This window comes from Marinobacter sp. F3R11, from assembly GCF_003318275.1.
GTDB lineage: Bacteria > Pseudomonadota > Gammaproteobacteria > Pseudomonadales > Oleiphilaceae > Marinobacter.
This window is the reverse complement of sequence record NZ_QOCH01000013.1, coordinates 603,852-625,249: the sequence shown is the minus strand read 5'-3', so window position 1 is coordinate 625,249 and position 21,398 is coordinate 603,852. Positions and strand designations below refer to the sequence as shown.

Sequence of the window (21,398 nt, the reverse complement as noted above, 5' to 3'; positions counted from 1 at the left end):
GTTATTCCTCCTCGCTTACACGGGGATCGATCAGAGTGTAGATGAGATCAATCAGCAGGTTCAGGGATACGAACAGAAGCGCCATGGACAGGACAAACCCCTGAACAGCGGCGTAGTCGGATACCACCAGCGCTTCAACCGCGAAGGAGCCTATTCCTGGCCATGCGAATACCTTCTCGACCAGCACGTTGGCGCCAAGCACAAACGAGAACACCATGCCGAGCGTTGTCACAACCGGCAACAGGGCGTTTCTGAATGCGTAGTCAATCAGGACCCGGCGACTGCTCAGCCCGGCTGCGCGCGCAGTACGGACATAGTCGCTGGCCAGGGTCTGCAGCATCGCGGCCCGGGTCATCCGGGCTATGGGTGCAAGGGTAAACAACGCAAGGGTAATAACCGGGAGCGCCATTTGAGCAAGGGAAGCCTTGAACAGGGCCCAGTCACCGGCGATCAGTGAGTCGATGGTATAAAAGCCGGTGACTGTTTCCGGTGCCAGAAACATCATGTCCAGCCGGCCCATGGGCGGCGGTGCCCAGCCAAGCAGATAGTAGAATACGTACAGCAGTGCCAGTCCGGTGAAGAAGGTTGGCAATGAGACCCCTGCCGTCACGAGGAAACGACACAGGTGATCAACCCAGGAGTTGGGGCGGGTTGCCGCCAGGACCCCGAGTGGAATGGCAATCACCAGTGATAGCAGAAGAGCTGCCAGCGTCAGCTCCAGGGAAGCAGGCAAGCGTTTTGCGAGTTCCTGGGCCACGGTTTGCCCGGTTGAGATCGCAACCCCCAGATCACCCTGTAGCAGATCGCCGACATAGGTCACGAACTGCATTGGCATAGGCTGGTCCAGGCCCAGATTTTTACGCACCTGTTCAATGGACGCTTCATCGGCCATATCTCCGGCAAAATAGGCAGCAGGATCCCCGGGCAATGCCCGGGTCAACAGAAAGCACACAACCAGAATGCCGAAGATTGTTGGGACGGCCTGCAACAGGCGGGCCAGTACCCGCCTGGATTTTACTCCGAGAGCCACGTGTTACTCCTCAATGACGAAATCAGGCCGGTTTCAGCGGACGGATATCCATCTGGCGGTGGAACCAGTACTCATAACCTTCAACCCCTTCCTTGAAGGCCACGTTCAGCGTCGGCTGCCACAAAGGAATGCGGGGGATATCTTCGAAGGCAATCTCGATCATCCGTTTCACATTGGGCGTGTAAGCCGGGTCCGTGACAGCCATATCGAGGGTTTCTTCGATCAGTTTTGTCATTTCCGGATTGTCATAGTTGTAGGAATTAAAAAGGTTGCCTTTGATATAGGCCCAGAAAAAGTAGTAATCCGGGGTATTCAGCCAGCCACCAAAATTCTCCAGATGCAGTGGGAGCTTTTTCTCAACCAGGGCAATGGTGCGCCAGTTGGCACCCGGAATCTTTTCGATCGTGGCAGTGATACCAATCTGGGCAAGGCCCTGCTGAATCAGCAGGGCGGTTGGCTCAGCCCAGTCAGCCACTGACAGGTTGAATGAGAGCGGGACTTCGAAGCCATCTTTGTAGTCTGTCTGTGCCAGTAACTCTCGTGCTTTCTCCAGGTTCAGTTCATAGGGCGACTTTTGCGGCCAGTCGATACTGGTCACCTCATCAGTGCCTCCCCACATGGGCATGCCCTGGCTATAGGCGGCTTGTTCAAAAATCTTTTCATAGGGGATAGACCAGGCAATGGCCTGGCGAACCCGCTTGTCTTTAAACGGTTCAAAATCCACATTGGTACAAAGTGAGTAAATGCAGTTTTCTATAGGAGTACTGACTACTTTTATACCGTCTTTCTTGGCCAGTTCTTTGGCATCTTTATTGGGGATGTCCTGTGATGCGGTCACGCTTCCACGTTCGATCAGAGCGCGCCGGGTTGACTGTGCCGGAACCTCCCGCAGGATCACTCGCTGATAGCTGGGCAGCGGGCCGCATGCCCAATTGTCATTGCGCTCATAAACCAGCTGTTCACCGGCATTCCAGCGGGACACTTTGAACGCGCCAGACCCCGCAGGGTTACGGTGCAGGTATTCTGTTGCCCAAGGGTCTTCCGTGGTTGCATTGGCTTTGGCAACCTGTGAGTTGATTATGATGGGAATGGGGGTCGCCAGGTCGGGCAAAGCCAGCTTGGAGGCAAATGGCAGGGTGATCTGGAAGGTACGATCATCCAGGGCCTTGAATTGCTCTGTTGATTCAAGGCGTCCTGCTTTCATCTGAACTGTCGGGAAGCCTCCGAGAGATACTGCACGATCCAGGGACCATTTTACGTCGTGCGCTGTGACCGGTTTGCCATCCCAGAAGGTAGCACCTTCCCGAATTTTGAACGTCATCACCGTCCCGTCCTCATTGACTTCCCAGGACTCGGCCATTTCCGGTTGGACGTTATCGTAGTCGTAGCTCAAAGATCCGTCGGGCATCTGCTTGGTGCCAAAGCTGACCAGTCGGTCGTAGCAGTTGATGGCAACTTGATAGCTGGTCCGGTTGGTACCGCTGCGATGGATGTCCAGGCTGTTGATGGTGCCCCCGATAACAACAACTGCTGTTTCGTTTGAGGCGGCCAGAGCAGAACTCGGGAGCAGTTGGCTCAAAGGAATAAGGCTGGCTCCTACAGACAGCGTGGTGGCACCTTTAAGAAAGTTTCGACGATTCATTGTGCATGCTCCAAGTGGCAGATTATGAAAATAGTGCATGCACTTTGTGAGCCAACTATCGCTTGTGATGTTTTATTCCTGATAACAGCTACTTAAGTTTGAAAGGGCTGGTCTGAACGCAATAAAAAACAGCGAATGAGCCAGGGCTGTATGCGCGTGCTTGGGGCATGTGAGTGAATTGAGGCACCATTGCGGGGCCTGGCCCGGTTTTACCGATCCCTGTTGCGAAGTCTTGTATATCGGGTAGTTAAAAGCTTGGATTATCTGTTCTCTGCTTGCTGAGCTGGCGCATTGACCACAACCCTAATACCGGACCAGGCAGTAGCCAGAGAGTTACCCAGGCTCCCTGGGATGCCCAGAGATTACTGGTGATCCAGATAGCCGGCAGAGTTAACGCAAAACCTATTGCATTCATTACGGCCAGCGATGCGCCAACGAACTCTCTGGGGGCTGCGGCGGCAGCCAGTGCAGAAAACTGCGGCGAGTCGGCAATGACGGTGATACCCCACAGAGCCAGCAGGAACAAGAGTATTCCAGGTGGAATCCAGGGGAGAAAAGGGTAGGCCAGGCAGATTATTCCCGAGATTGCCAGGGAACCGTTTGCGACCCATTCACTTCCAAATTGCCGGCTGAGTTTCCCGCCCCATATACACCCGACAAACCCCAGCCCGATTACCAGAAACGAAAGCAGCGGTATTACTGTCGGAGCTGCCTGTATGCGCAGTACTTCCCGGGTGATAAGTAGCGGAGTCAGGGTCCAGAAGGCGTAAAGCTCCCAGCAATGTCCAAAGTAGCCCCCGGCGACTGCCCGGAAACGGGGTGATCTGAGTCCGGCGAGCCCGGTGCGCAGCCGGGTTTTTGCCGTGCTGATGGGCAGGTGAGGGCCATCACCCAAAAACAGGATCATCATGCCCCCAAGAAGGGCCAGGGCCGAAGAGCCTAATAGCGGCCAATGCCAGGGCAGGCCAGGCGTCAAGCCGCGCAACAAATGCGGCATGGCAGTGCCCAGAGTCAGCATGCCAACCAGCCAGGCCAGTGCCGTTCCCGTGTGTTTGGGTGTCCAGCCTATAACCAGTTTCATTCCAAGCGGGTAAATACCGGCAAGGCAAAGGCCGGTTAGAAAGCGCATGATAAGGTCAAACGGAGGGGACGATGCTGTCAGTACAAAGCCGGCGTTCATCAGGGCACCAAGCAGGCTGGAGCATGCAAAAATATAGCTGGCCCGATAACGGTCAGCCAGCCCGGTAACTGCAATGGTGAGCGTGCCAATGATGAAGCCGGCCTGTACGGAGAGCGTTAAGCTTCCGAGATCTGACTCAGTCAGCCCCAGCTCCCGGGAAAGAGATAACCAGACTCCGTTTATGCTGAACCACAGGGAGGTGCCGCAAAGCTGCGCCAGGACGATGACAAATAACGGATGGCGCTGTGCAGCGTTGCGAAAAATCACGGGTTTCCCTGTTGTTATTGTCCCTGGCTGTCAGGCCGTTCGGCTTGTTGCAGGTGCCAGGACTGGTGTGGTTAGTATAACCTCCTCCACAGTGTGCAGTTTTTCCAGCTGGGATTGAAGCATAGTTACCGGTCGGGTGCCCTGGACGGTCAGCGCGATATCCAGAACACCGTCCTGGGTTTCCACCGCCATCTTTGCAATCCGGAAGCCGCGGATACGAACAACCTGGCACAGGCGTTCAAGCGCCGCGGCTTCGTGATTCATGCGACAGGCGATTGTATAGTCAGGTGTGCTGTTACAGCTCTCAGTGGTCATGCAACCTTCTCCTTTTTATCCGCGCTGTTGCGGCGGGTTTCATCAATCATCTCTCTGTTACTTCCACCCGGCTTTACAATTGGCCAGACGTTTTCTTCCCGGGCAATGGCCACATGCAGAAGCATAGGACCGTGGTAGGCGAGTATGGTTTCAATTCCACGCCGCACCTGATCGGTACGCTCAATTTTCAAGGCGGGGATGTCGAACGCCCGGGCCATAGCGACGAAATCCGGGTTGTCGTCGAGGTTAATCTGGCATTCACGGTTGTTGTAGAACAACTCCTGTTGCTGGCGCACCATGCCCAGGCACTGGTTGTCCATAATGATCAGCTTCACCGGCAGGTTATACCTGCGAATGGTAGCCAGCTCCTGAGCATTCATCATGAATGAGCCATCGCCAGTCACATTCAGAACGGTACTGTCAGGCCTTGCAAACTGGGCACCGATTGCCGCAGGAAGACCAAAGCCCATAGTGCCGAGGCCACCGCTGGTAAGGTGATGGCGTGGGTGATCAAACTGGTAATACTGGGCTATCCACATCTGATGCTGACCTACATCGCACGCGATAGTTGTGTCATCCGGAGCAATCCGGGACAGCTGGCGAATGAAGGCCGGGCCAGTAATTGGTGTCAGAGGTTCTTCGTTATCTGCCGCCTGAAAACCGCCTGTCGTGCGCCAGGTCTGGCATTGCTTGCGCCATTCGCTGATCTCCAGAGGCGTTTCTCTGAGTACTTGTGTCAGCTCCCTGAGAACAGTGTTCAGGTCACCCCGGATCGTGAGCTCGGTACTCAGGAGTTTGTTCATTTCAGCCGCGTCTGCGTCAATGTGAATCAGGCGCGCATTCGGGGCGAATCCCTCCAGCTTGCCGGTGGCACGGTCGTCCAGACGGGCACCGATTACCAGCAGAAGGTCGCATTCATCTACGGCACGGTTTGCAGCACGGGAACCGTGCATGCCCAGCATGCCCAGATTGTGAGCACTGTGTTTTCCGGGATTTCCTATGCCCTTGAGAGACACTACAGCCGGCAGCCCGGAGCTTTCAGCGAAATCACGAAAGCTTTTTTCTGCATGGGCCAGACTTATGCCTCCACCGCTGTAAAGCAACGGCTTTCGGGCCGCCCGTAACAAGGCTGTCGCGCTTGTCAGATCGGGGCATGCAGCTTCTTTCGGTGTCGGGCGACAGGTTGGGGCAACTGCTGCTTCTGCCAGTAATACATCCTTCGGGATGTCAATCCACACCGGTCCGGGACGCCCGCTTTGAGCCAGTTCGATGGCTTCTTCCAGAATGGAAGGCAGTTCGTCCGCGCTCTCTGCCAGATAACTATGCTTTACGATTCCAAGAGTCATCCCCAGAACGTCGGTTTCCTGAAAGGCATCTGTGCCAATGAGGGAGGATGGAACCTGGCCAGTAATGACCAGCATGGGAGTTGAGTCCCGGTGCGCGTTGGCTACACCAGTGATCAGATTGGTGGCGCCAGGGCCGGAAGTGGCGATACAAACACCCAGCCTGCCGCTGGCCCGGGCGTAACCGTCGGCAGCCAGGGCGCAGCCTTGTTCGTGGCGGCAAAGCACATGTTCCACACTGACATCATCCACCAGGGCATCGTATAGCGGCATGATGCAGCCGCCGGGGTAGCCAAAAACGGTTTGGATGTTGTGGCGGTGGAACGCCTCAAGAATGTGCTGTGCGCCGTTCATTGTCATATTTCCTGTTTTTTCTTCCGCAAAAAAGAAACCCCCGGGACCTTTCGGTGCCGGGGGTTTCTGGTGTTTTGTCAGGTTTGTCTCTATCTCACCCGCTTATCCACGCAAAAACCCCCGGAAGGTACCACTACCACCAGGACTGACATTGCAAGGATGATTACGGAGTTAAGATTCATAAAACGGACAATCTGCTCTGAATTCGTAAAAAGATTCTGTGTAGAATCTACCTCACGTTTTAAACAGGTTGCAACCGTTTAATTCAGTTTTTTCGGATGCTGCGTTTGTTTTGGTTGCAATTCATCGCTTTCATGCTGCGTAGGTATTTCATGAGCAGAGTAAAATGGAGTTCGTTGGGATTGTCCATAGTGGTGGTCATTGCTCTGGTGATCTGGATGGCGACGGGCGATATCAGGGTTGCCAGCACCGAAGCGCCGGCACAGCAAGAAAGTGCGCAGCAGGAACGGACCCGGGTCCAGGTGACAAGTCTCCATGCTCAATTATATGAGCCGGGTCTTTTGCTCCAGGGCCAGATTGAGCCGTGGAATGCCGTAACAGTGAGCGCCCGGATTGCAGGCACAGTTGAAACCATTGAAGCGGAGCTCGGCGACTCGGTAAAAGCCGGTGATGTGTTGTTAACGATTTCTGAAGACGGCCGCAGTGCCGAGGTTGAACGCTGGCAGGCACAGGTCAGAAAACTTGAAGCCGATCTGGCTGCAGCCCGCAGACTGCGTGCCAGCAACCTGGCCTCCCAGTCGGAAATTCTCGGTCTCGAAAGTGAGCTGGCAGCCGCCCGGTCTGAATTGAAGGCAGCGGAGCTTGCTGTTTCCCATCTCAGGCCTTCGGCACCGTTTGATGGTGTGATTAACGGTAAAAGTGTGGAGGCTGGAAGCCTGGTTCAGGTGGGCTCACCTCTGTACGAGCTGGTTCGGATAGACCGGCTTAAAGCCAAAGGGCAGGTGCCACAGCAATCCGTTGCGCAAGTCGCGCCGGGACAGAAAGTGCTGGTGCGTCCTCTGGACGGAGATGCACTTGAGGGCGTGATCACTTTCGTAGCCAGTGCTGCTAACCCCGAAACCCGTAGTTTTGCCATAGAGGTCGCCGTTGAAAATCCGGAGCAGAAACGTATTGCCGGCGGCAGTGCTAACCTCCGTATTGCGTTGAAGGATGTTCAGGCTACCTTTATCTCCCCGGCATTCTTGTCTCTGGGTGAAGACGGCCGGCCCGGAGTGAAATATGTTGATGAGCAGAATCAGGTCGTTTTTCGTGCGGTAACCCTGCTCAGTGTTTCGACCGAAGGCGCCTGGGTAACAGGTTTGCCTGATGAAATTCGCCTGATTACCCGTGGAGGTGGATTTGTCAGCGAGGGCGAGTACGTTGAGCCTGTTGATGTCGCTGAAAAACGGGGTTGAGCAGTTATGCGCGCACTCATTTTCGCCGCAATAGATCGTAGCCGTACTACACTGTTAACTCTGCTGTTTTTGATTCTGGGTGGTGTGGCTGCTTTTCAGACAATCCCCCGGGAAGCGAATCCTGACGTTACCATTCCCATGATCTATATCTCCATGACGCTGGAAGGCATAAGCCCGGAAGACGCGGAGCGACTGCTGGTGCGGCCTATGGAACAGGAGTTGCGCTCGCTTGAGGGTATCAAGGAAATGCGAGGCACAGCTTCAGAGGGGCATGCCTCGGTAATGCTGGAGTTTGATGCCGGTTTTGATCCGGATACAGCACTGCAGGATGTCCGGGAAAAGGTGGATACTGCCCGCAGTAATCTCCCGCAAGAGGCCGATGAGCCACGAGTGAATGAGATCAATGTTTCTCTCTTTCCTGTGCTTTCCATTGGTCTTTCCGGCCCCTTGTCTGAACGGGAGTTGATATCCATCGCCCGCGAGTTTCAGGATGCTATCGAGGCAATTCCCGAGGTGCTGGAAGTCGAGATAGGCGGTGATCGGGAAGATCTTCTGGAAATTGTTGTAGATCCCCAGGTGCTGGAAAGCTACGGCATAGACTTCGATAACCTGAGTTCTCTGGTTACCCGCAACAACCAGTTAGTAGCAGCCGGGTCGCTGGACACAGGAAACGGGCGCATGACGCTCAAAGTTCCTGGCGTTATTGAAAACATTGAAGATGTCATGTCCATGCCGATCAAAGTTGACGGCGATACCGTAGTGACCTTCGGCGACGTGGCCATGCTCCAGCGCACCTTCAAAGACCCGACAGGATTTGCCCGCATTAATGGTGAACCGGCGTTGGTGCTGGAAGTGTCTAAGCGTACTGGCGCAAACATAATCGAAACTGTGAGCCAGGTGCGTGAGCTGATCGCCCGGGCGCAGCCTCATCTGCCAGAGGCTCTGGATATTCGCTACATCATGGACCAGTCCGACGAAGTCCGCGATATGCTGAGCGACTTGCTCAATAACGTACTCACTGCCATTGTGCTGGTCATTATTGTGATCATCGCTGCCATGGGGCCGCGATCTGCCATGCTGGTAGGGCTGACCATTCCGGGGGCCTTTCTCACCGGCATTCTGGTGATCTGGATGATGGGCCTGACCCTGAATATTGTTGTGCTTTTCAGTCTTATTCTGGTCGCAGGAATGCTGGTAGATGGCGCCATTGTGGTATCAGAGCTGGCCGACCGAAACCTCTCTGAAGGGCAGGCAGTGAAAGGTGCATGGGCGGAAGCAGCAAGCCGCATGGCCTGGCCGATTATCGCGTCTACAGCGACTACTTTAGCTGTGTTTGTGCCACTTTTGTTCTGGCCTGGTGTTGTGGGTGAGTTCATGAAATTCCTGCCCATCACCGTAATCATATGCCTGGTCGCGTCTTTGGCGATGGCTCTTGTGTTTCTGCCGGTGCTGGGCGGTGTCAGCGGCGGTCGTCGCGCCCGTGCAGTCAGTGAAAGCGGCCGCATGATGCAGGGGTACCGCCGGTTGCTCTCCGCACTTCTGTCTTATCCCGGTTTCACGTTAGCAGGTGTGTTGGCGGTCGTTGTGGTGGTCTATGTCGCCTATGGAAAGTTCAACTATGGCATAGAGTTCTTTCCCAGTGTGGAGCCGGATTCAGCTCAGGTGCAGATTCGCGCACGGGGAGATCTTTCTGTGTATGAGCGGGATGCCATTGTGCGGCAGGTAGAGGGTCGTTTGCAGGGTATGCCTGAAGTGAAAGCCGTTTATGCCCGGTCAATGTTGAGCGCCAGTACACAGATGGCTCCGGACGTGATCGGAGTGCTTCAGTTTCAGTTTACTGACTGGTTTTCCCGCCGCCGTGCCAGCGCGATTCTTGAGGATTTCATGGCCCGAACTGAAGACATTCCGGGTATAGAGCTGGAGTTCAGAAAACAGGAGAACGGCCCGGCTGGCGGCAAACCAATAGAACTGCAGATCAGCAGCCGCGAAAGCAGCAGGCTCAACGGGTATGTAGACCAGATTGAAAGCCAGATGCGTGCTCAGGGCGGCTTCCTGGACATTGAAGATGACCGCAGCTTACCCGGTATTGAATGGCGTCTGGAGGTTGACCGCGAAGCCGCTGCCCGGTTCGGAACCGATGTGCTCAGCATTGGCAGTGCGGTTCGTCTGGTTACCAACGGTCTGGTGCTGGCAACCTACCGGCCCGAAGATGTGCGGGACGAGGTAGATATTGCGGTACGGGTTCCGAACAACTGGCGCGAACTGGATCACCTGCAGCGCCAGACGATTAATACCCCCCGGGGACAGGTGCCCCTATCGCAGTTTCTTGATCTGCAACCGGGAAACAAGACCGGCAGTATTGCGCGGGTAGATGGCCAGCGAACGGTTACCATCAAATCGGATATCCAGCCTGGGGAGCAGGTAGACAGTTTACTGAAAGCGCTACAGGCAAATCTCCCTGAGCCCCCTGATGGCGTGTCGGTGAAGTTTGCAGGTGAAAACGAAGATCAGCAGCAGGCTTCCAGTTTCCTGATAACTGCATTTCTGGTGGCGATCGCCATGATGCTGCTTATTCTGGTAACCCAGTTCAACTCGTTGTACCAGAGCTTTCTGATACTTTCAGCGATTGTGCTTTCCACTGCAGGTGTTCTTCTGGGGTTGCTCCTGAATGGCCAGTCTTTCGGCGTCGTTATGGTCGGCATGGGTATTATTGCGCTGGCAGGAATTGTGGTGAACAACAACATTATTCTTATTGATACCTATAACCAGATGAAAAAAGAGGGAATGGCCGCGTACGATGCAGCGCTGGAAACCAGTTGCCTGCGCTTGCGTCCTGTGATCCTGACCGCTGTGACTACGGTGCTGGGGCTGATGCCCATGGTCCTGAGTATCAATGTGAATCTTCTGGCACCATCGCTGGGGTTAGGGGCCCCATCCACGCAATGGTGGGCGCAGCTTTCCAGCGCTATTGCCGGGGGGCTTGCTTTCGCCACTATTCTTACCTTGTTGCTAACGCCAGCTATGTTGGTGCTAGGTGACAAAGTAGGCAGGAGGCTGAGAGGCTATGCCAGGAGTGTCAGGGCCGGCTGACTTTTGCGGGTTCACTGGCCCGTTGACTGAACCGGGCTAGTGAAGATGCAACAGGCGGGAATCAGGCGCTGTTTTTGCGGGATTCTTTGATGATGTCGTAGGCGTGGGTTATTTCCTGAGTCCGTTCTTCTGCCATTTCGCGCATGCTTTCCGGAAGACCGCGCCCTGCAAGTTTGTCGGGGTGGTTCTCGCTCATCAGCTTGCGGTATACCTTTTTAAGTTCAGCGTCGCTGATTGACGGCGAAACTCCCAGAACTTTGTAGGCGTCTTCGTTTTGTTGGGCTGTAGAACGCTGTCCACCGGCCTGGCCGGTATGTGCGCCGCGCAACATAGCTTCCAGTTGGTCAACCTGGCTTTCGGGCAGGCCAAGACCACGGGCAATGCGAACCAGCATCTCGTGCTCTGCCGGGTGTACAACGCCATCTGCGGCAACGGCTGAAACCTGCACTTGCAGGAACATTTGCAGGAAAGCCGGCTGGCCTCCACTGATGCGCATGAAGTGTTCCAGCTCTGCATCCAGATCGAAATCCTGGGCTTTACCCCGGCTGAATGCCGCCTTTGCGGTTGCAATTTGTGCTTCATTCAGGCGGAAACGCGCAAACATGGTTTCAGCCATTTGTATTTCATCTTTTGAGACAACGCCATCTGCTTTACAAAGGGCGCCCATAACCGCAAATACAGATTCTACAAAGCCGGATTGAATATTCTGAAGTTTGCCAATCAATCGGCTTTTAGCGCGGTTAAGCAGAAATGCACCGAGAGCTGCCCCCACCAGTAAACCGGGGAACTTGCCAAAGGTGTAACCAATCAGACCACCAATGATCATTGCAAACAGCATCAAAACGTCCTTAATGGATAATGGATAAGACCACAGAATATACGTGTTTTTCGGCAGATCTTCATGAACAGGCTTTCATTCATGCCACTTGTTTTATTTCTCGCCTGTGAAAGGGTTTGTTTTTCATGTTAAAAATACGCTTCATAACGTTCATTAAAAGGTAATTGATGACACCCGATCTGTTTGCCGATCAGCCGGATGAGGCAGCTAAAGTGGCCCTTGCCGAGGGCGCTTTTGTGTTCCGGCAGTTCGCATCTGCTATTGGGGAGGATCTGCTGCGGGAGATAGACCAGATAACGGCGGTTGCACCCTTGAGGCACATGAAAACTCCCGGCGGGCACAGCATGTCGGTTGCCATGACCTGTTGCGGAAGCCTGGGGTGGGTAACCGATGCGAGGGGGTATCGCTATCAGGCAGAAGATCCCGACTCCGGCGCACCCTGGCCAGAGATGCCGCCCGCTTTCATTGATCTGGCCCGGCGGGCTGCAAATGCGGCAGGATATGTGGGGTTTACTCCGGATGCCTGTCTTATTAACTGTTATGAACCTGGTACAAAAATGGGTTTGCATCAGGATAAAAATGAACGCGACCTTTCGCAGCCGATAGTGTCTGTCTCGCTTGGCCTGCCTCAGGTGTTTCAGTTTGGCGGACTGAGCCGCAGTGAACGAACCTCAAACATTCCGCTTGGTCATGGCGATGTGGTGGTCTGGGGCGGCCCCTCAAGGTTGCGTTATCACGGAGTGCTTACTCTTAAAGCCGGAGCCCACCTGCTGACCGGTGCCTGCCGTTATAACCTGACATTCCGTTGTGCCCGTTAGCTATTCAGAGATCACTGAAGCCACGCCACAAGAAGTCCCGCACCCAGTGAAAGCAGCATGGGCCCTGCTACGTAGAGCCCCGTTTTCTGGTTTCCAATGACCCAGGCCATGCCTGACTTGACCAGATTGTTGGCCGTGGCAGCAATTACAATGCCCATAACTGCTGTGTCCATTGCAAGTCCGGTGTTGGACATGCGGCTGAGGGAAAGGGTAATTGCGTCCACATCAGCAATACCTGAGGTGGCTGCAAGCACATATATGCCAGTGTCGCCCAGCCAGTTCTCAAGAAAGTCACCAAGAAGCAGGACGGCGGTCAGAAGTGCGCCGAAAACCAGGGCGGATTTCAGATCAAGAGGGTTCTGACCGGGCGTAGGCTGATCGACCTGGTCTGTGCCTGAGTTTCGTTGCCAAATGACAAAGGCTGGCACATATAGCAGGATAGTCATCACTACTACTGGCCATACCAGGCTTGGAAGCAGGTCGCGGTTGATTACGAAACAGTACACCAGTATACGGGGGAACATGGTGCCACAGGCAATGAGAATGCCGGTGGCAAACAGCGGGTCCAGAGCCGATTGCCGGCGGGCCTGGCGGGCAAAATGCAAGGTCAGTGCGGTTGAGGAGCTCAGGCCTCCGAACAGGCCGGTAAAGAGAATGCCCTTGTTCGTGCCGGCTACGCGCATTGCGAAATAGCCGATGAAAGACAGTGATGCGATCATCACCACCATCCACCAGATTTCACGGGGGTTTAATACTCCTCCGGGGCCCATTGCTTCATTGGGCAGCAACGGCAACATCACCACAGAAATAAGTAGCAGTTTGAGTGCTGCGTCCAGTTCATGGGCCTTGAGCTTATTGACCCAGCCGTGAATCTCTTCTTTGTTGTCGAGAATAAGGGCGGTAATCACAGCGGCTGCCGTTGCCATCACAGGATCCACCGCCACAGCAATGGCACCGAAGCAAAAAGTCAGTGTCATCCCAACCATGCCGGTAATGCTGAAGTTGCGGATATGATCGAGTCGTTCACTGTAAGCCACAATTGCCATGGCAACGACGCTCAACAGAAGAACAGGGAAGGCCCAGGGGGTGATCTCCTGGGCCAGTACCGCCGAGATGCCTCCAAGGAGACCGGTAAGGGAAAACGTACGGATACCGGCTATACGTTCCCCGGATTTCTGCTCGCGGGCATCCCAGCCTCGCTCAAGCCCAATGATTGCGCCAAGGAGGAGTGCTACGAACAGGTTCAACAGGGTCTGGTTTGCGGCCAGGAACTGGGATGCAACATCATCCATAAGACAGGCAAATCTCCATTTGACCTCAGGCGATGTTTTAATAATACCAGCCTGCAACGCCGAGAGGACAGGCGCTCTTACGCATGTACCCGCAGTTTGATAGAATTCGCGCCCTTTCTTCTGCCGATATTTTCGTCATTCATGCATCGGCAAAGCTATATTTGTTAAATCGCGCAGACACCTGGATATCCGAAACTATGGTAAACACTTTGAAAGCCAACTGGTTTTCCAACGTTAAGGGCGACTTGCTTGCCGGAATTGTGGTTGCGCTAGCCCTGATTCCGGAAGCAATTGCTTTCTCGATAATCGCGGGTGTAGATCCCAAAGTAGGCCTTTACGCCTCATTTTGTATCGCGGTGATCATCGCATTTGTGGGCGGCCGCCCTGGTATGATCTCTGCTGCAACCGCCGCTATGGCGGTGCTTATGGTTACGCTGGTGAAGGAACACGGGCTCGAATACCTCATGGCCGCGACCCTGCTGACCGGTGTGATCCAGGTTCTGGCTGGCTGGCTGAAGCTGGGTAGTCTCATGCGATTTGTGTCGCGCTCAGTTGTTACCGGCTTTGTTAATGCCCTTGCAATTCTGATCTTTATGGCGCAGTTACCGGAGCTTACCGACGTAACCTGGCACGTATACGCCATGACTGCCGCGGGTTTGGGGATTATTTATTTATTCCCTTATGTGCCGGTGCTGGGAAAAGTGCTGCCGTCGCCGCTGATTTGTATCGTGGCCCTGACAATTGTCGCCGTGGTGTTCAATATTGACGTACGCACCGTGGGCGATATGGGTGAATTGCCAGATACTCTGCCGGTCTTTCTCTGGCCGGATGTCCCTCTGAATCTCGAAACTCTTATGATTATTCTGCCCTATTCCATTCCGCTGGCGGTGGTCGGTTTGCTGGAGTCCATGATGACGGCCACTATTGTGGATGAGCTGACTGATACAGAAAGTGACCGCAACCGTGAATGTCGCGGGCAGGGCATTGCCAACATAGGGTCTGGCCTGTTTGGCGGTATGGCAGGTTGTGCGATGATCGGCCAGTCTGTTATCAATATCAAATCAGGTGGGCGGACCCGGCTTTCCACACTTACCGCAGGTATTTTCCTGATGGTGATGATCGTGATCCTGGACGACATTCTGGTTCAGATCCCTATGGCCGCCCTGGTAGCTGTGATGATCATGGTGTCTATTGGTACCTTCTCATGGGAATCCATTCGCAACCTCAAAACCCATCCGCTTTCGACCAACATTGTCATGCTGGTTACAGTGTGTGTGGTTGTTGCAACTCATAATCTGGCGTTGGGCGTTTTTGCCGGAGTGCTGCTTGCATCTCTTTTCTTTGCCAACAAGATCGGACACTTTATGGAAGTGCAGTCAACGCTGGATGAATCAACCGGCACACGCACATACAGGGTAACCGGGCAGGTATTCTTCAGTTCGTCGGAAAAGTTTATTGCTGCATTTGATTTTCGCGAAGTGGTCGATAAAGTGGTCATAGATGTCAGTCGTGCCCATTTCTGGGACATTACCTCAGTGGGCGCACTGGACAAGGTGGTTATCAAATTCCGTCGTGACGGAGCGGAAGTAGAGGTGATTGGCATGAACGAAGCCAGCGCCACCATCGTTGACCGTTTTGGTGTGCACGACAAGCCGGAAGGCATTGATCAGCTGATGGGCCATTAATATGCAGGATTCGACTAGCAATCACCAAGCCGCTACTACTCAGGATACACTGCAGGTTGTAGCCTGTATTGATGGTTCACGAGCTGCTCCGGCGGTGTGTGATTACGCGGCCTGGGCCAGCAAGTATATGGACGCACCGCTGACTCTGCTGCATGTGCTGGATAAAGAGCGTTATCCCTCAGAGCCGGACCTGGCAGGGAACATCGGCCTGGGCAGCCGGGAACAACTGCTGGATGAGCTTGCACAACTGGATCGCAAGCGGGCCAAGCTGGCTCTCGAGCACGGTAACCACATGCTGGAGGAGGCGGCCCTCAGGTTGCAGGAGGCTGGTGTTGGCGAGATTACAAAGCGCCAGCGTCACGGTGACCTCACGGAGTCTCTGCTGGGAATGCAGAAGCAAATTCGACTGCTGGTGATGGGGCTGCACGGCGAGAACAGTTCCGATGGTGAGCACCACATTGGCAGCCAGCTGGAAACAGTTATTCGCAGCATGAGCCGTCCGATTCTGCTGGTGCCGGATGAATTCTCCACACCCAAAAGCGCCATGCTGGCATTTGATGGCAGCGCAACAGCGTTTCGCGGAGTTGAGCACCTGGCGGCAAGTCCGGTTCTCAAGGGTATGCCAATGCACCTGGTGATGGTCGGAACGGAAACGCCGGAAGCCATGAAGCAACTGCATAAGGCCAGGGAGATGCTGGCACCTCTACAATCGGAAATCACCCTGAGCATTCGTAGCGGTGAGGTAGAGCCGGAATTGCACAGCTACCAGGAAGAATTTGATATCGATATTCTGGTGATGGGCGCCTACGGGCATTCGAAAATCCGTCGCTTTTTGCTGGGCAGCACGACCACCAGTATGCTGACAACGGCGAAAAAGCCCTTGGTGATTCTGCGTTAGATAGCAATGCATTGCAGAAGTATAAAAAAGGCGAAGCCGTATAAGGGCTTCGCCTTTTTTATTACCTGGGCAAACAGTTACAGGTCCAGTTTTTCCGCTACGTAGTCGGCGTCTTTGTCTCCGCGACCGGAGAGGTTGACCAGGATCGACTGGTCTGAGGACATTTCTGGTGCCTCACGTATCGCCCAGGCCACGGCGTGAGCGCTTTCCAGTGCAGGGATGATTCCTTCCACGCGTGACAGCATCATAAACGCATCCAGGCACTCTGTGTCATTGGCACAGGCGTACTCCACCCGTCCCAGGTCTTTAAGATAACCGTGCTGAGGGCCACTGCCAGGGTAATCCAGCCCGGATGCAATGGAGTGAACCGGTAGCGGGTTACCTTCGCTGTCTTCAAGCACATAGCAGGCCATACCGTGTAACTGGCCGGGCTTGCCCAATGTCATGGTCGCAGCGTGGCGATCGGTGTCCAGGCCTTCGCCGGCAGGCTCCACACCCACCAGTTTGACACTTTCATCGTTCAGAAAGGCTGTAAAAATGCCCATGGCGTTGGAGCCGCCGCCTACGCATGCGGCAATGTAATCGGGCAGCTTTTTGTAGCGTTCCATGAATTGCGCGCGAGCTTCACGACCAACAACCGACTGGAAATCACGAACCATACCCGGGAATGGGTGCGGCCCCACAACTGAACCAATGGCGTAAATAAAATTCTGCGGATCTTTCAGGTACTCATCAAAGGCACTGTCAACGGCGTCCTTGAGAGTCGCTGTCCCGCGTGTAACCGGGATTAGTGTGGCTCCCAGGATCTTCATCTTGGTCACATTCGGGTGCTCTTTGGCGATATCCACAGCTCCCATGTGAATCTCGCAGGGGATACCGACCAGAGCGCAGGCTGTTGCCAGAGCAACACCGTGCTGTCCTGCACCAGTCTCAGCAATCACTTTGGTTTTGCCCATGAACTTCGCCAGCAAAGCCTCACCCAGGCAGTGATTGATCTTGTGAGCGCCTGTGTGATTGAGATCTTCCCGCTTCAGGTAGATGCGCGCGCCACCGAGTTTTTCAGACAGCCTGCGGGCGTAAAAAATCGGGCTGGGACGACCTACATAATCCGCCAGCAGGTAAGCCAGTTCGTCCTGAAAATCCTTGCGTTGACGGATCTCCTGATAGGCGGCGCTGATTTCATCCATTACCTGCTTCAGTTCGGGCGGTACAAACTGCCCTCCGAATTTACCAAAAAAACCTTTTTCGTCAGGCAGGTTGTCATAGGGGGAGGGTGTGCTCATAAAGCGGTGTCTCGTTTAAAATTATTCAGCAATGATAGCGCTCCGTTCCGGGCTGCTCAACAGCATAGAAATTGGGGTGAAGAAGCTCATGCCCGGATAAAGTTGTCTCCGCCCAGCGTGACTTCAGCTGTTTTTTGAACGTATTCCTGAGCTGCCAGGTTTCCTGAAGTCTGTATAAATAACCTTTGAACAGCATGCTGCGTCCGGAGTGAAAGTGAGTTTCTGTGGCGGTAACCGCAGTACACTGCGAAAATGTGCCACGTAAGTGATTGGTTTCATAATCTCACGATGCAACGTAGAGTTGCTGTTCTGGGTCAGGCGCTGCGTACCGTCGAGAGTTGGAAAAGAGCCTGAGAATGAATTGCCTCGATACATCAAGAGTTGCGGTAAAGCATGCTTGAAAAGGAAATCCTGTCTGCCTGGCTCGATCTGACCTGCAAAATGATGCGGGGCGCGAAGCGGGCGGTGCTGCTGGTTGATGCCGAGCAGGAAATTCCCCTGTCAGTGCAGTGGCCGAGTGAGGATGCAGCGCCGGAAGAGCTCGTGAGGTTAGCCCGCGAGGCCAGTTTGCAAAATCGTTTGATCGTAAAAAAGCTGGATTCTAACGGGCTCGATCACATTCTCGCGACGCCCCTGAGAGTATCGGCAGAGAGAAGTGTTGCTGTTGCTGTCCAGGTCAGAATAAAGCCCGAGCAGCAACGGGTAGTTCTCCAACTATTAAAGTGGGGAGAAAAGTGGCTGGAGCTTCTACTCCGATATGAACCCGAAGTCGCAAGCACTTCCGATCAGCCGCTGCCGGCAGATACCGGGTGGGGCAAATGGAAGCGACGTCTGGCCTCACCAGCAAAAATCGCTTCGATGGGTGTTCTGGTCGCAATATTGGCGCTGTCCTTTTTTTCGGGGGATTATCGGATCAGCGCAGAGGCAACCCTTGAGGGGAGCGTGCAGCGCGCGGTGGTGGCCCCGTTTGATGGGTACGTGAACTCGGCACCCAAAAGAGCCGGAGAAACGGTGGCCGCCGGCGAAGTGCTGGCGAAAATGGATGACCATGAACTGCAGTTATCCCGTCTGCAGTTTGAATCGAAAAAAGACGAGTACAATCGACAATACCGGCAGGCTTTGGGGCAGCGCGATATGGCCCAGGCCTATATATACAAATCTCAGATCAGCCAGGTCGACGCCGAATTGAACCTGGTTGAGCGCAAACTCGAAAGGTCTGAAATCCGAGCCTCCATGGACGGGTATATTATTGCGGGTGATTTGAGCCGATCACTGGGCGCGCCAGTAGAGCTCGGCGATGTGTTGTTCGAAGTGGCGCCTTTGGACTCCTATCGATTGGTCATCTATGTGCAAGAGCAGAACATTGCCGATATAGAGCCGGGAGCGGTTGGCCAGGTCAGTCTTCAGGCGTTACCTGGGAAGGAACTCGGCTTTGCGGTCAGCAAGGTATCGCCCGTATTCGAGGACAGAGCGAACTCGATTGTCTACCGGGTGGAGGCCATTCTGGACCAGCAGTATCAGGCGTTGCGCCCGGGCATGCAGGGAGTGGCCAAAATTGAAGTTGGCGAGCGCTCGCTTGCCTGGATCTACTTTCACGAACTGTACAACGCTGTGGTGCTTTGGCTGTGGAAATGGCTTCCTTAGAGCAAAACCGGGTCAGCTACTCTATCGGTGAAACCTGGGACAAGGTGGCAGGCCTGCGCCTGCAACTGCATGATGGCGTCGTCAGCTATTGCCATGAATATCGGGGGCAACCCTGGCTCATACTGGCTGATCAGAACTCGGAGCGATACTTTCGAAGCAGCTCTGACGCAGACGCTTTTATTCGCAGACTCGACGGCCAATCTACCGTAGAAGAGATCTATAACAACCTGCAAAAATCACAGTCACCGGTATTGAGCCAAAGCGATATCATTCTGCTGATAGCCAATCTCAAGTCCTCTCATTTGTTACAGGATGACGACAGGACTGCCGGTTTGGCACAAAAGAACGCCACCGGAAAAGTCGGAAAGTTTGTAAAGGGGCTCTCCCGGCCTTTTGCCATTCGTGTTCGCCTGATTGACCCTGATCGCTTTCTGACCAGAGTGATGCCTTACCTGGGCTGGATTCGGAGTCGCGTGTTCATATGGCTATGGCTGTTTGTTGTGCTGTACGCCCTGGTGACAAGCTGGATGCATTGGGGGGAGCTGGTCGACTATGGCGCAGCGCGTTTCAATGATCCGGTTTATCTCCTCTATTTCTGGCTGCTCTATCCAGTTGTGAAAGCGTTGCACGAAATGGCGCATGCACTGGCCACCAAGCGCTGGGGGGGCGTCGTCCATGACATGGGCATTATGTTGCTGGTGTTTTTTCCTGTCCCCTATGTAGATAGCTCCGCCTCAAACCGCTTCGCCAGCCGGCGAAAGCGAATACTTGTCAGTGCTGCGGGCATTTTGGTTGAGACCTTTCTTGCCTCGGTTGCGCTTATCTGGTGGTTGCATGGTGCTGCCGGCATTAGCCGTGATATTGCCTTCGGCATCATGATCATCGGTGGCGTTTCGACCCTGTTATTCAACGCCAATCCACTGTTGCGCTTTGATGGTTATTACGTCTTCAGTGAGTGGATTCAGATACCGAACCTTGCGAGCCGCAGTCAGCAGTATGTGGGTTACCTGTTTAAGCGTTTTGTGGTCGGTATCCCTGATCTCAGGTCGCCGGTCACAGCAGTCGGTGAGGCAAAGTGGCTATTCGCTTACGGAATCGCGTCTGCGGTCTACCGGGTTTTTATTTCACTATTTATCGCGCTCTGGGTATCCGGCAAGTTTTTTATACTGGGGCTGGCCCTGGCGCTCTGGGCGGTCCTCTCGCAAATCGTGTACCCGGCAATCAAAAATACGATTGGGTTGTATAAAACGGCGCAGCGAGCAGGCCGTCAATTCCGCTTTGCTCTGGTCAGTATGGTTCTGGTAGCGATCGTTGGCATAGTGATGTCCGTACCTGTGCCCGATTCCACCTATGCTCAAGGGCTCGTTAATATCCCGGAAGATGCGGCGATCCGGGCTGGGAGCGCGGGCATCGTGAAAGAGGTGCACAGGGAAGATGGAAGTGCCGTCCAGGCCGGCGATGAAATTGTGACGTTGTCCAATATAGAGTTGGAGTCCCGGCGCGTGGTTGTGCAGTCGCAGATAGACGAATTGCATGGCAAGCTCAACGGGGCTTTTTCCCGGGATCGTTCACAGTCGGAGATTCTGAAAAAGCGGATCGTCAGCCTGGAAGAAGAACTGCGAGATATCGACGAACAGATTTCAGGCCTCTCCATTGTCAGTCATCAGGCAGGGCTGTTGGTGCTGCCAAAATCACAGGATTTGCCGGGACGCTTTATCAACCGCGGAGATCTGGTGGGATACAGCCTTGACCGTGATCAGCTGACTGCCCGACTTGTGATTCCCCAAACGAAAATAGAGCAGGTCAGGCTGGATAGTAAGGACATCAGTATTCGCCTGGTGGGGCAGCCGCAAGATATATTGCCCGCCCGCATGTCCCGGGAGATACCCTTGCTGAGCGATCGCCTTCCCAGCAAGTACCTCGGCAGCAGCGCCGGCGGCGCGACGGCAGTCGACGCGAGGGATGAATCAGGCCTGCAGGCGTTAACCAGTGTTTATCAGGTTGAACTGGAACTACCCCAACGACAACAGGGTATATTTCCAGGGCAGCGAGTGCATGCGCGGTTTGTTCATAGCGAAGAATCGTTGGGGCGTCAGTTGGTCCGTTACCTGCAACACCTTTGGTTACATGGACTAGTCTAAATGTAGCGTTTTGTAGCACATTTATGGCTGAGATAAGCCGCATCATCTATTAGACTCATCTGTTCGACCCCTTGCGAAACCGGAACTTCCAGCATGGTAAGTAGTTTAAAGCCCCATTCTTGGAACACTAATTCAGCCATCTTTGTCATTGTCTGCTTCCTAC

General features: G+C 54.2%; 16 protein-coding genes. 7 read left to right on the top strand and 9 right to left on the bottom strand.

Going from position 1 to position 21,398, the window contains the following annotated elements; genetic code table 11:
- Position 1: 1 nt before the first annotated feature.
- The 5 genes from DS878_RS07775 to ilvG all read right to left on the bottom strand — a co-directional run bounded on the left by DS878_RS07775 (position 2) and on the right by ilvG (position 6,131).
- Positions 2 to 1,030 carry an ABC transporter permease gene (locus DS878_RS07775; protein ID WP_113815373.1) on the bottom strand — a complete coding sequence of 343 codons (1,029 nt, stop codon included), beginning with the start codon at positions 1,028 to 1,030 and terminating at the stop codon, positions 2 to 4.
- Positions 1,031 to 1,052: 22 nt separating this feature from the next.
- Entirely contained in the window at positions 1,053 to 2,672 is a 1,620-nt protein-coding gene (locus DS878_RS07770; protein ID WP_113815372.1) for an ABC transporter substrate-binding protein, read from the bottom strand.
- Positions 2,673 to 2,919: 247 nt separating this feature from the next.
- The gene (locus tag DS878_RS07765; RefSeq protein WP_261977678.1) at positions 2,920 to 4,119 is read right to left on the bottom strand and encodes an MFS transporter; all 1,200 of its coding nucleotides are present in this window, start codon (positions 4,117 to 4,119) and stop codon (positions 2,920 to 2,922) included.
- Positions 4,120 to 4,149: 30 nt separating this feature from the next.
- A complete protein-coding gene (locus tag DS878_RS07760; RefSeq protein WP_113815371.1) occupies positions 4,150 to 4,434 on the bottom strand; it encodes an ACT domain-containing protein in 285 nt (94 codons plus the stop codon).
- Complete coding sequence (ilvG, locus tag DS878_RS07755; protein WP_113815370.1) at positions 4,431 to 6,131, bottom strand: acetolactate synthase 2 catalytic subunit; 1,701 nt, start codon at positions 6,129 to 6,131, stop codon at positions 4,431 to 4,433. Before ilvG ends, DS878_RS07760 begins: the two co-directional genes overlap by 4 nt.
- A gap of 332 nt (positions 6,132 to 6,463) precedes the next feature.
- Here ilvG and DS878_RS07750 point away from each other — a divergent pair, with 332 nt between their 5' ends.
- On the top strand, positions 6,464 to 7,546 hold the full coding sequence (locus DS878_RS07750) for an efflux RND transporter periplasmic adaptor subunit (protein WP_113815467.1): 1,083 nt from the start codon (positions 6,464 to 6,466) through the stop codon (positions 7,544 to 7,546).
- Between the two features lie 6 nt (positions 7,547 to 7,552).
- Entirely contained in the window at positions 7,553 to 10,636 is a 3,084-nt protein-coding gene (locus DS878_RS07745; RefSeq protein WP_113815369.1) for an efflux RND transporter permease subunit, read from the top strand.
- 61 nt (positions 10,637 to 10,697) lie between these two features.
- On the opposite strand, the gene djlA is transcribed toward DS878_RS07745, so the two are convergent.
- The gene (djlA, locus tag DS878_RS07740) at positions 10,698 to 11,474 is read right to left on the bottom strand and encodes a co-chaperone DjlA (RefSeq protein ID WP_113815368.1); all 777 of its coding nucleotides are present in this window, start codon (positions 11,472 to 11,474) and stop codon (positions 10,698 to 10,700) included.
- 167 nt (positions 11,475 to 11,641) lie between these two features.
- Between djlA and alkB the strand changes: the two genes are divergently transcribed.
- Positions 11,642 to 12,292 carry a DNA oxidative demethylase AlkB gene (gene alkB / locus DS878_RS07735; RefSeq protein WP_113815367.1) on the top strand — a complete coding sequence of 217 codons (651 nt, stop codon included), beginning with the start codon at positions 11,642 to 11,644 and terminating at the stop codon, positions 12,290 to 12,292.
- 11 nt (positions 12,293 to 12,303) lie between these two features.
- Here the strand turns inward: alkB and DS878_RS07730 are convergent, their stop codons facing one another.
- Complete coding sequence (locus DS878_RS07730) at positions 12,304 to 13,584, bottom strand: MgtC/SapB family protein (RefSeq protein ID WP_113815366.1); 1,281 nt, start codon at positions 13,582 to 13,584, stop codon at positions 12,304 to 12,306.
- A gap of 197 nt (positions 13,585 to 13,781) precedes the next feature.
- Here DS878_RS07730 and DS878_RS07725 point away from each other — a divergent pair, with 197 nt between their 5' ends.
- The gene (locus DS878_RS07725) at positions 13,782 to 15,269 is read left to right on the top strand and encodes a SulP family inorganic anion transporter (protein ID WP_113815466.1); all 1,488 of its coding nucleotides are present in this window, start codon (positions 13,782 to 13,784) and stop codon (positions 15,267 to 15,269) included.
- A 1-nt stretch (position 15,270) separates the two neighbouring features.
- Complete coding sequence (locus tag DS878_RS07720) at positions 15,271 to 16,167, top strand: universal stress protein (RefSeq protein WP_113815365.1); 897 nt, start codon at positions 15,271 to 15,273, stop codon at positions 16,165 to 16,167.
- A 77-nt stretch (positions 16,168 to 16,244) separates the two neighbouring features.
- On the opposite strand, the gene trpB is transcribed toward DS878_RS07720, so the two are convergent.
- Complete coding sequence (gene trpB, locus DS878_RS07715) at positions 16,245 to 17,450, bottom strand: tryptophan synthase subunit beta (RefSeq protein WP_113815364.1); 1,206 nt, start codon at positions 17,448 to 17,450, stop codon at positions 16,245 to 16,247.
- Positions 17,451 to 17,843: 393 nt separating this feature from the next.
- Between trpB and DS878_RS07710 the strand changes: the two genes are divergently transcribed.
- Together DS878_RS07710 and DS878_RS07705 are read left to right on the top strand one after the other, a co-directional pair.
- Positions 17,844 to 19,094: an efflux RND transporter periplasmic adaptor subunit gene (locus DS878_RS07710; RefSeq protein WP_113815363.1), complete on the top strand. Its 1,251-nt coding sequence runs from the start codon at positions 17,844 to 17,846 to the stop codon at positions 19,092 to 19,094.
- A complete protein-coding gene (locus DS878_RS07705; protein ID WP_148707072.1) occupies positions 19,082 to 21,235 on the top strand; it encodes a hypothetical protein in 2,154 nt (717 codons plus the stop codon). Before DS878_RS07710 ends, DS878_RS07705 begins: the two co-directional genes overlap by 13 nt.
- Here DS878_RS07705 and DS878_RS15525 read toward each other — a convergent pair.
- Positions 21,232 to 21,384, bottom strand: coding sequence for a hypothetical protein (locus DS878_RS15525; protein WP_222837445.1), 153 nt, complete (start codon positions 21,382 to 21,384; stop codon positions 21,232 to 21,234). The two genes, DS878_RS07705 and DS878_RS15525, sit on opposite strands and share 4 nt — an antisense overlap.
- Positions 21,385 to 21,398: the final 14 nt, after the last annotated feature.

Bases quoted from the DNA above. Each gene is read 5' to 3' on its own strand.
- DS878_RS07730 (WP_113815366.1), bottom strand. From the start codon at position 13,584: ATGGATGATGTTGCATCCCAGTTCCTGGCCGCAAACCAGACCCTGTTG.
- DS878_RS15525 (WP_222837445.1), bottom strand. From the start codon at position 21,384: ATGACAAAGATGGCTGAATTAGTGTTCCAAGAATGGGGCTTTAAACTA.
- DS878_RS07705 (WP_148707072.1), top strand. From the start codon at position 19,082: ATGGCTTCCTTAGAGCAAAACCGGGTCAGCTACTCTATCGGTGAAACC.
- DS878_RS07745 (WP_113815369.1), top strand. From the start codon at position 7,553: ATGCGCGCACTCATTTTCGCCGCAATAGATCGTAGCCGTACTACACTG.
- ilvG (WP_113815370.1), bottom strand. From the start codon at position 6,131: ATGAACGGCGCACAGCACATTCTTGAGGCGTTCCACCGCCACAACATC.
- DS878_RS07725 (WP_113815466.1), top strand. From the start codon at position 13,782: ATGGTAAACACTTTGAAAGCCAACTGGTTTTCCAACGTTAAGGGCGAC.
- DS878_RS07750 (WP_113815467.1), top strand. From the start codon at position 6,464: ATGAGCAGAGTAAAATGGAGTTCGTTGGGATTGTCCATAGTGGTGGTC.
- alkB (WP_113815367.1), top strand. From the start codon at position 11,642: ATGACACCCGATCTGTTTGCCGATCAGCCGGATGAGGCAGCTAAAGTG.
- DS878_RS07710 (WP_113815363.1), top strand. From the start codon at position 17,844: ATGCTTGAAAAGGAAATCCTGTCTGCCTGGCTCGATCTGACCTGCAAA.
- djlA (WP_113815368.1), bottom strand. From the start codon at position 11,474: ATGCTGTTTGCAATGATCATTGGTGGTCTGATTGGTTACACCTTTGGC.
- DS878_RS07760 (WP_113815371.1), bottom strand. From the start codon at position 4,434: ATGACCACTGAGAGCTGTAACAGCACACCTGACTATACAATCGCCTGT.
- DS878_RS07770 (WP_113815372.1), bottom strand. From the start codon at position 2,672: ATGAATCGTCGAAACTTTCTTAAAGGTGCCACCACGCTGTCTGTAGGA.
- trpB (WP_113815364.1), bottom strand. From the start codon at position 17,450: ATGAGCACACCCTCCCCCTATGACAACCTGCCTGACGAAAAAGGTTTT.
- DS878_RS07720 (WP_113815365.1), top strand. From the start codon at position 15,271: ATGCAGGATTCGACTAGCAATCACCAAGCCGCTACTACTCAGGATACA.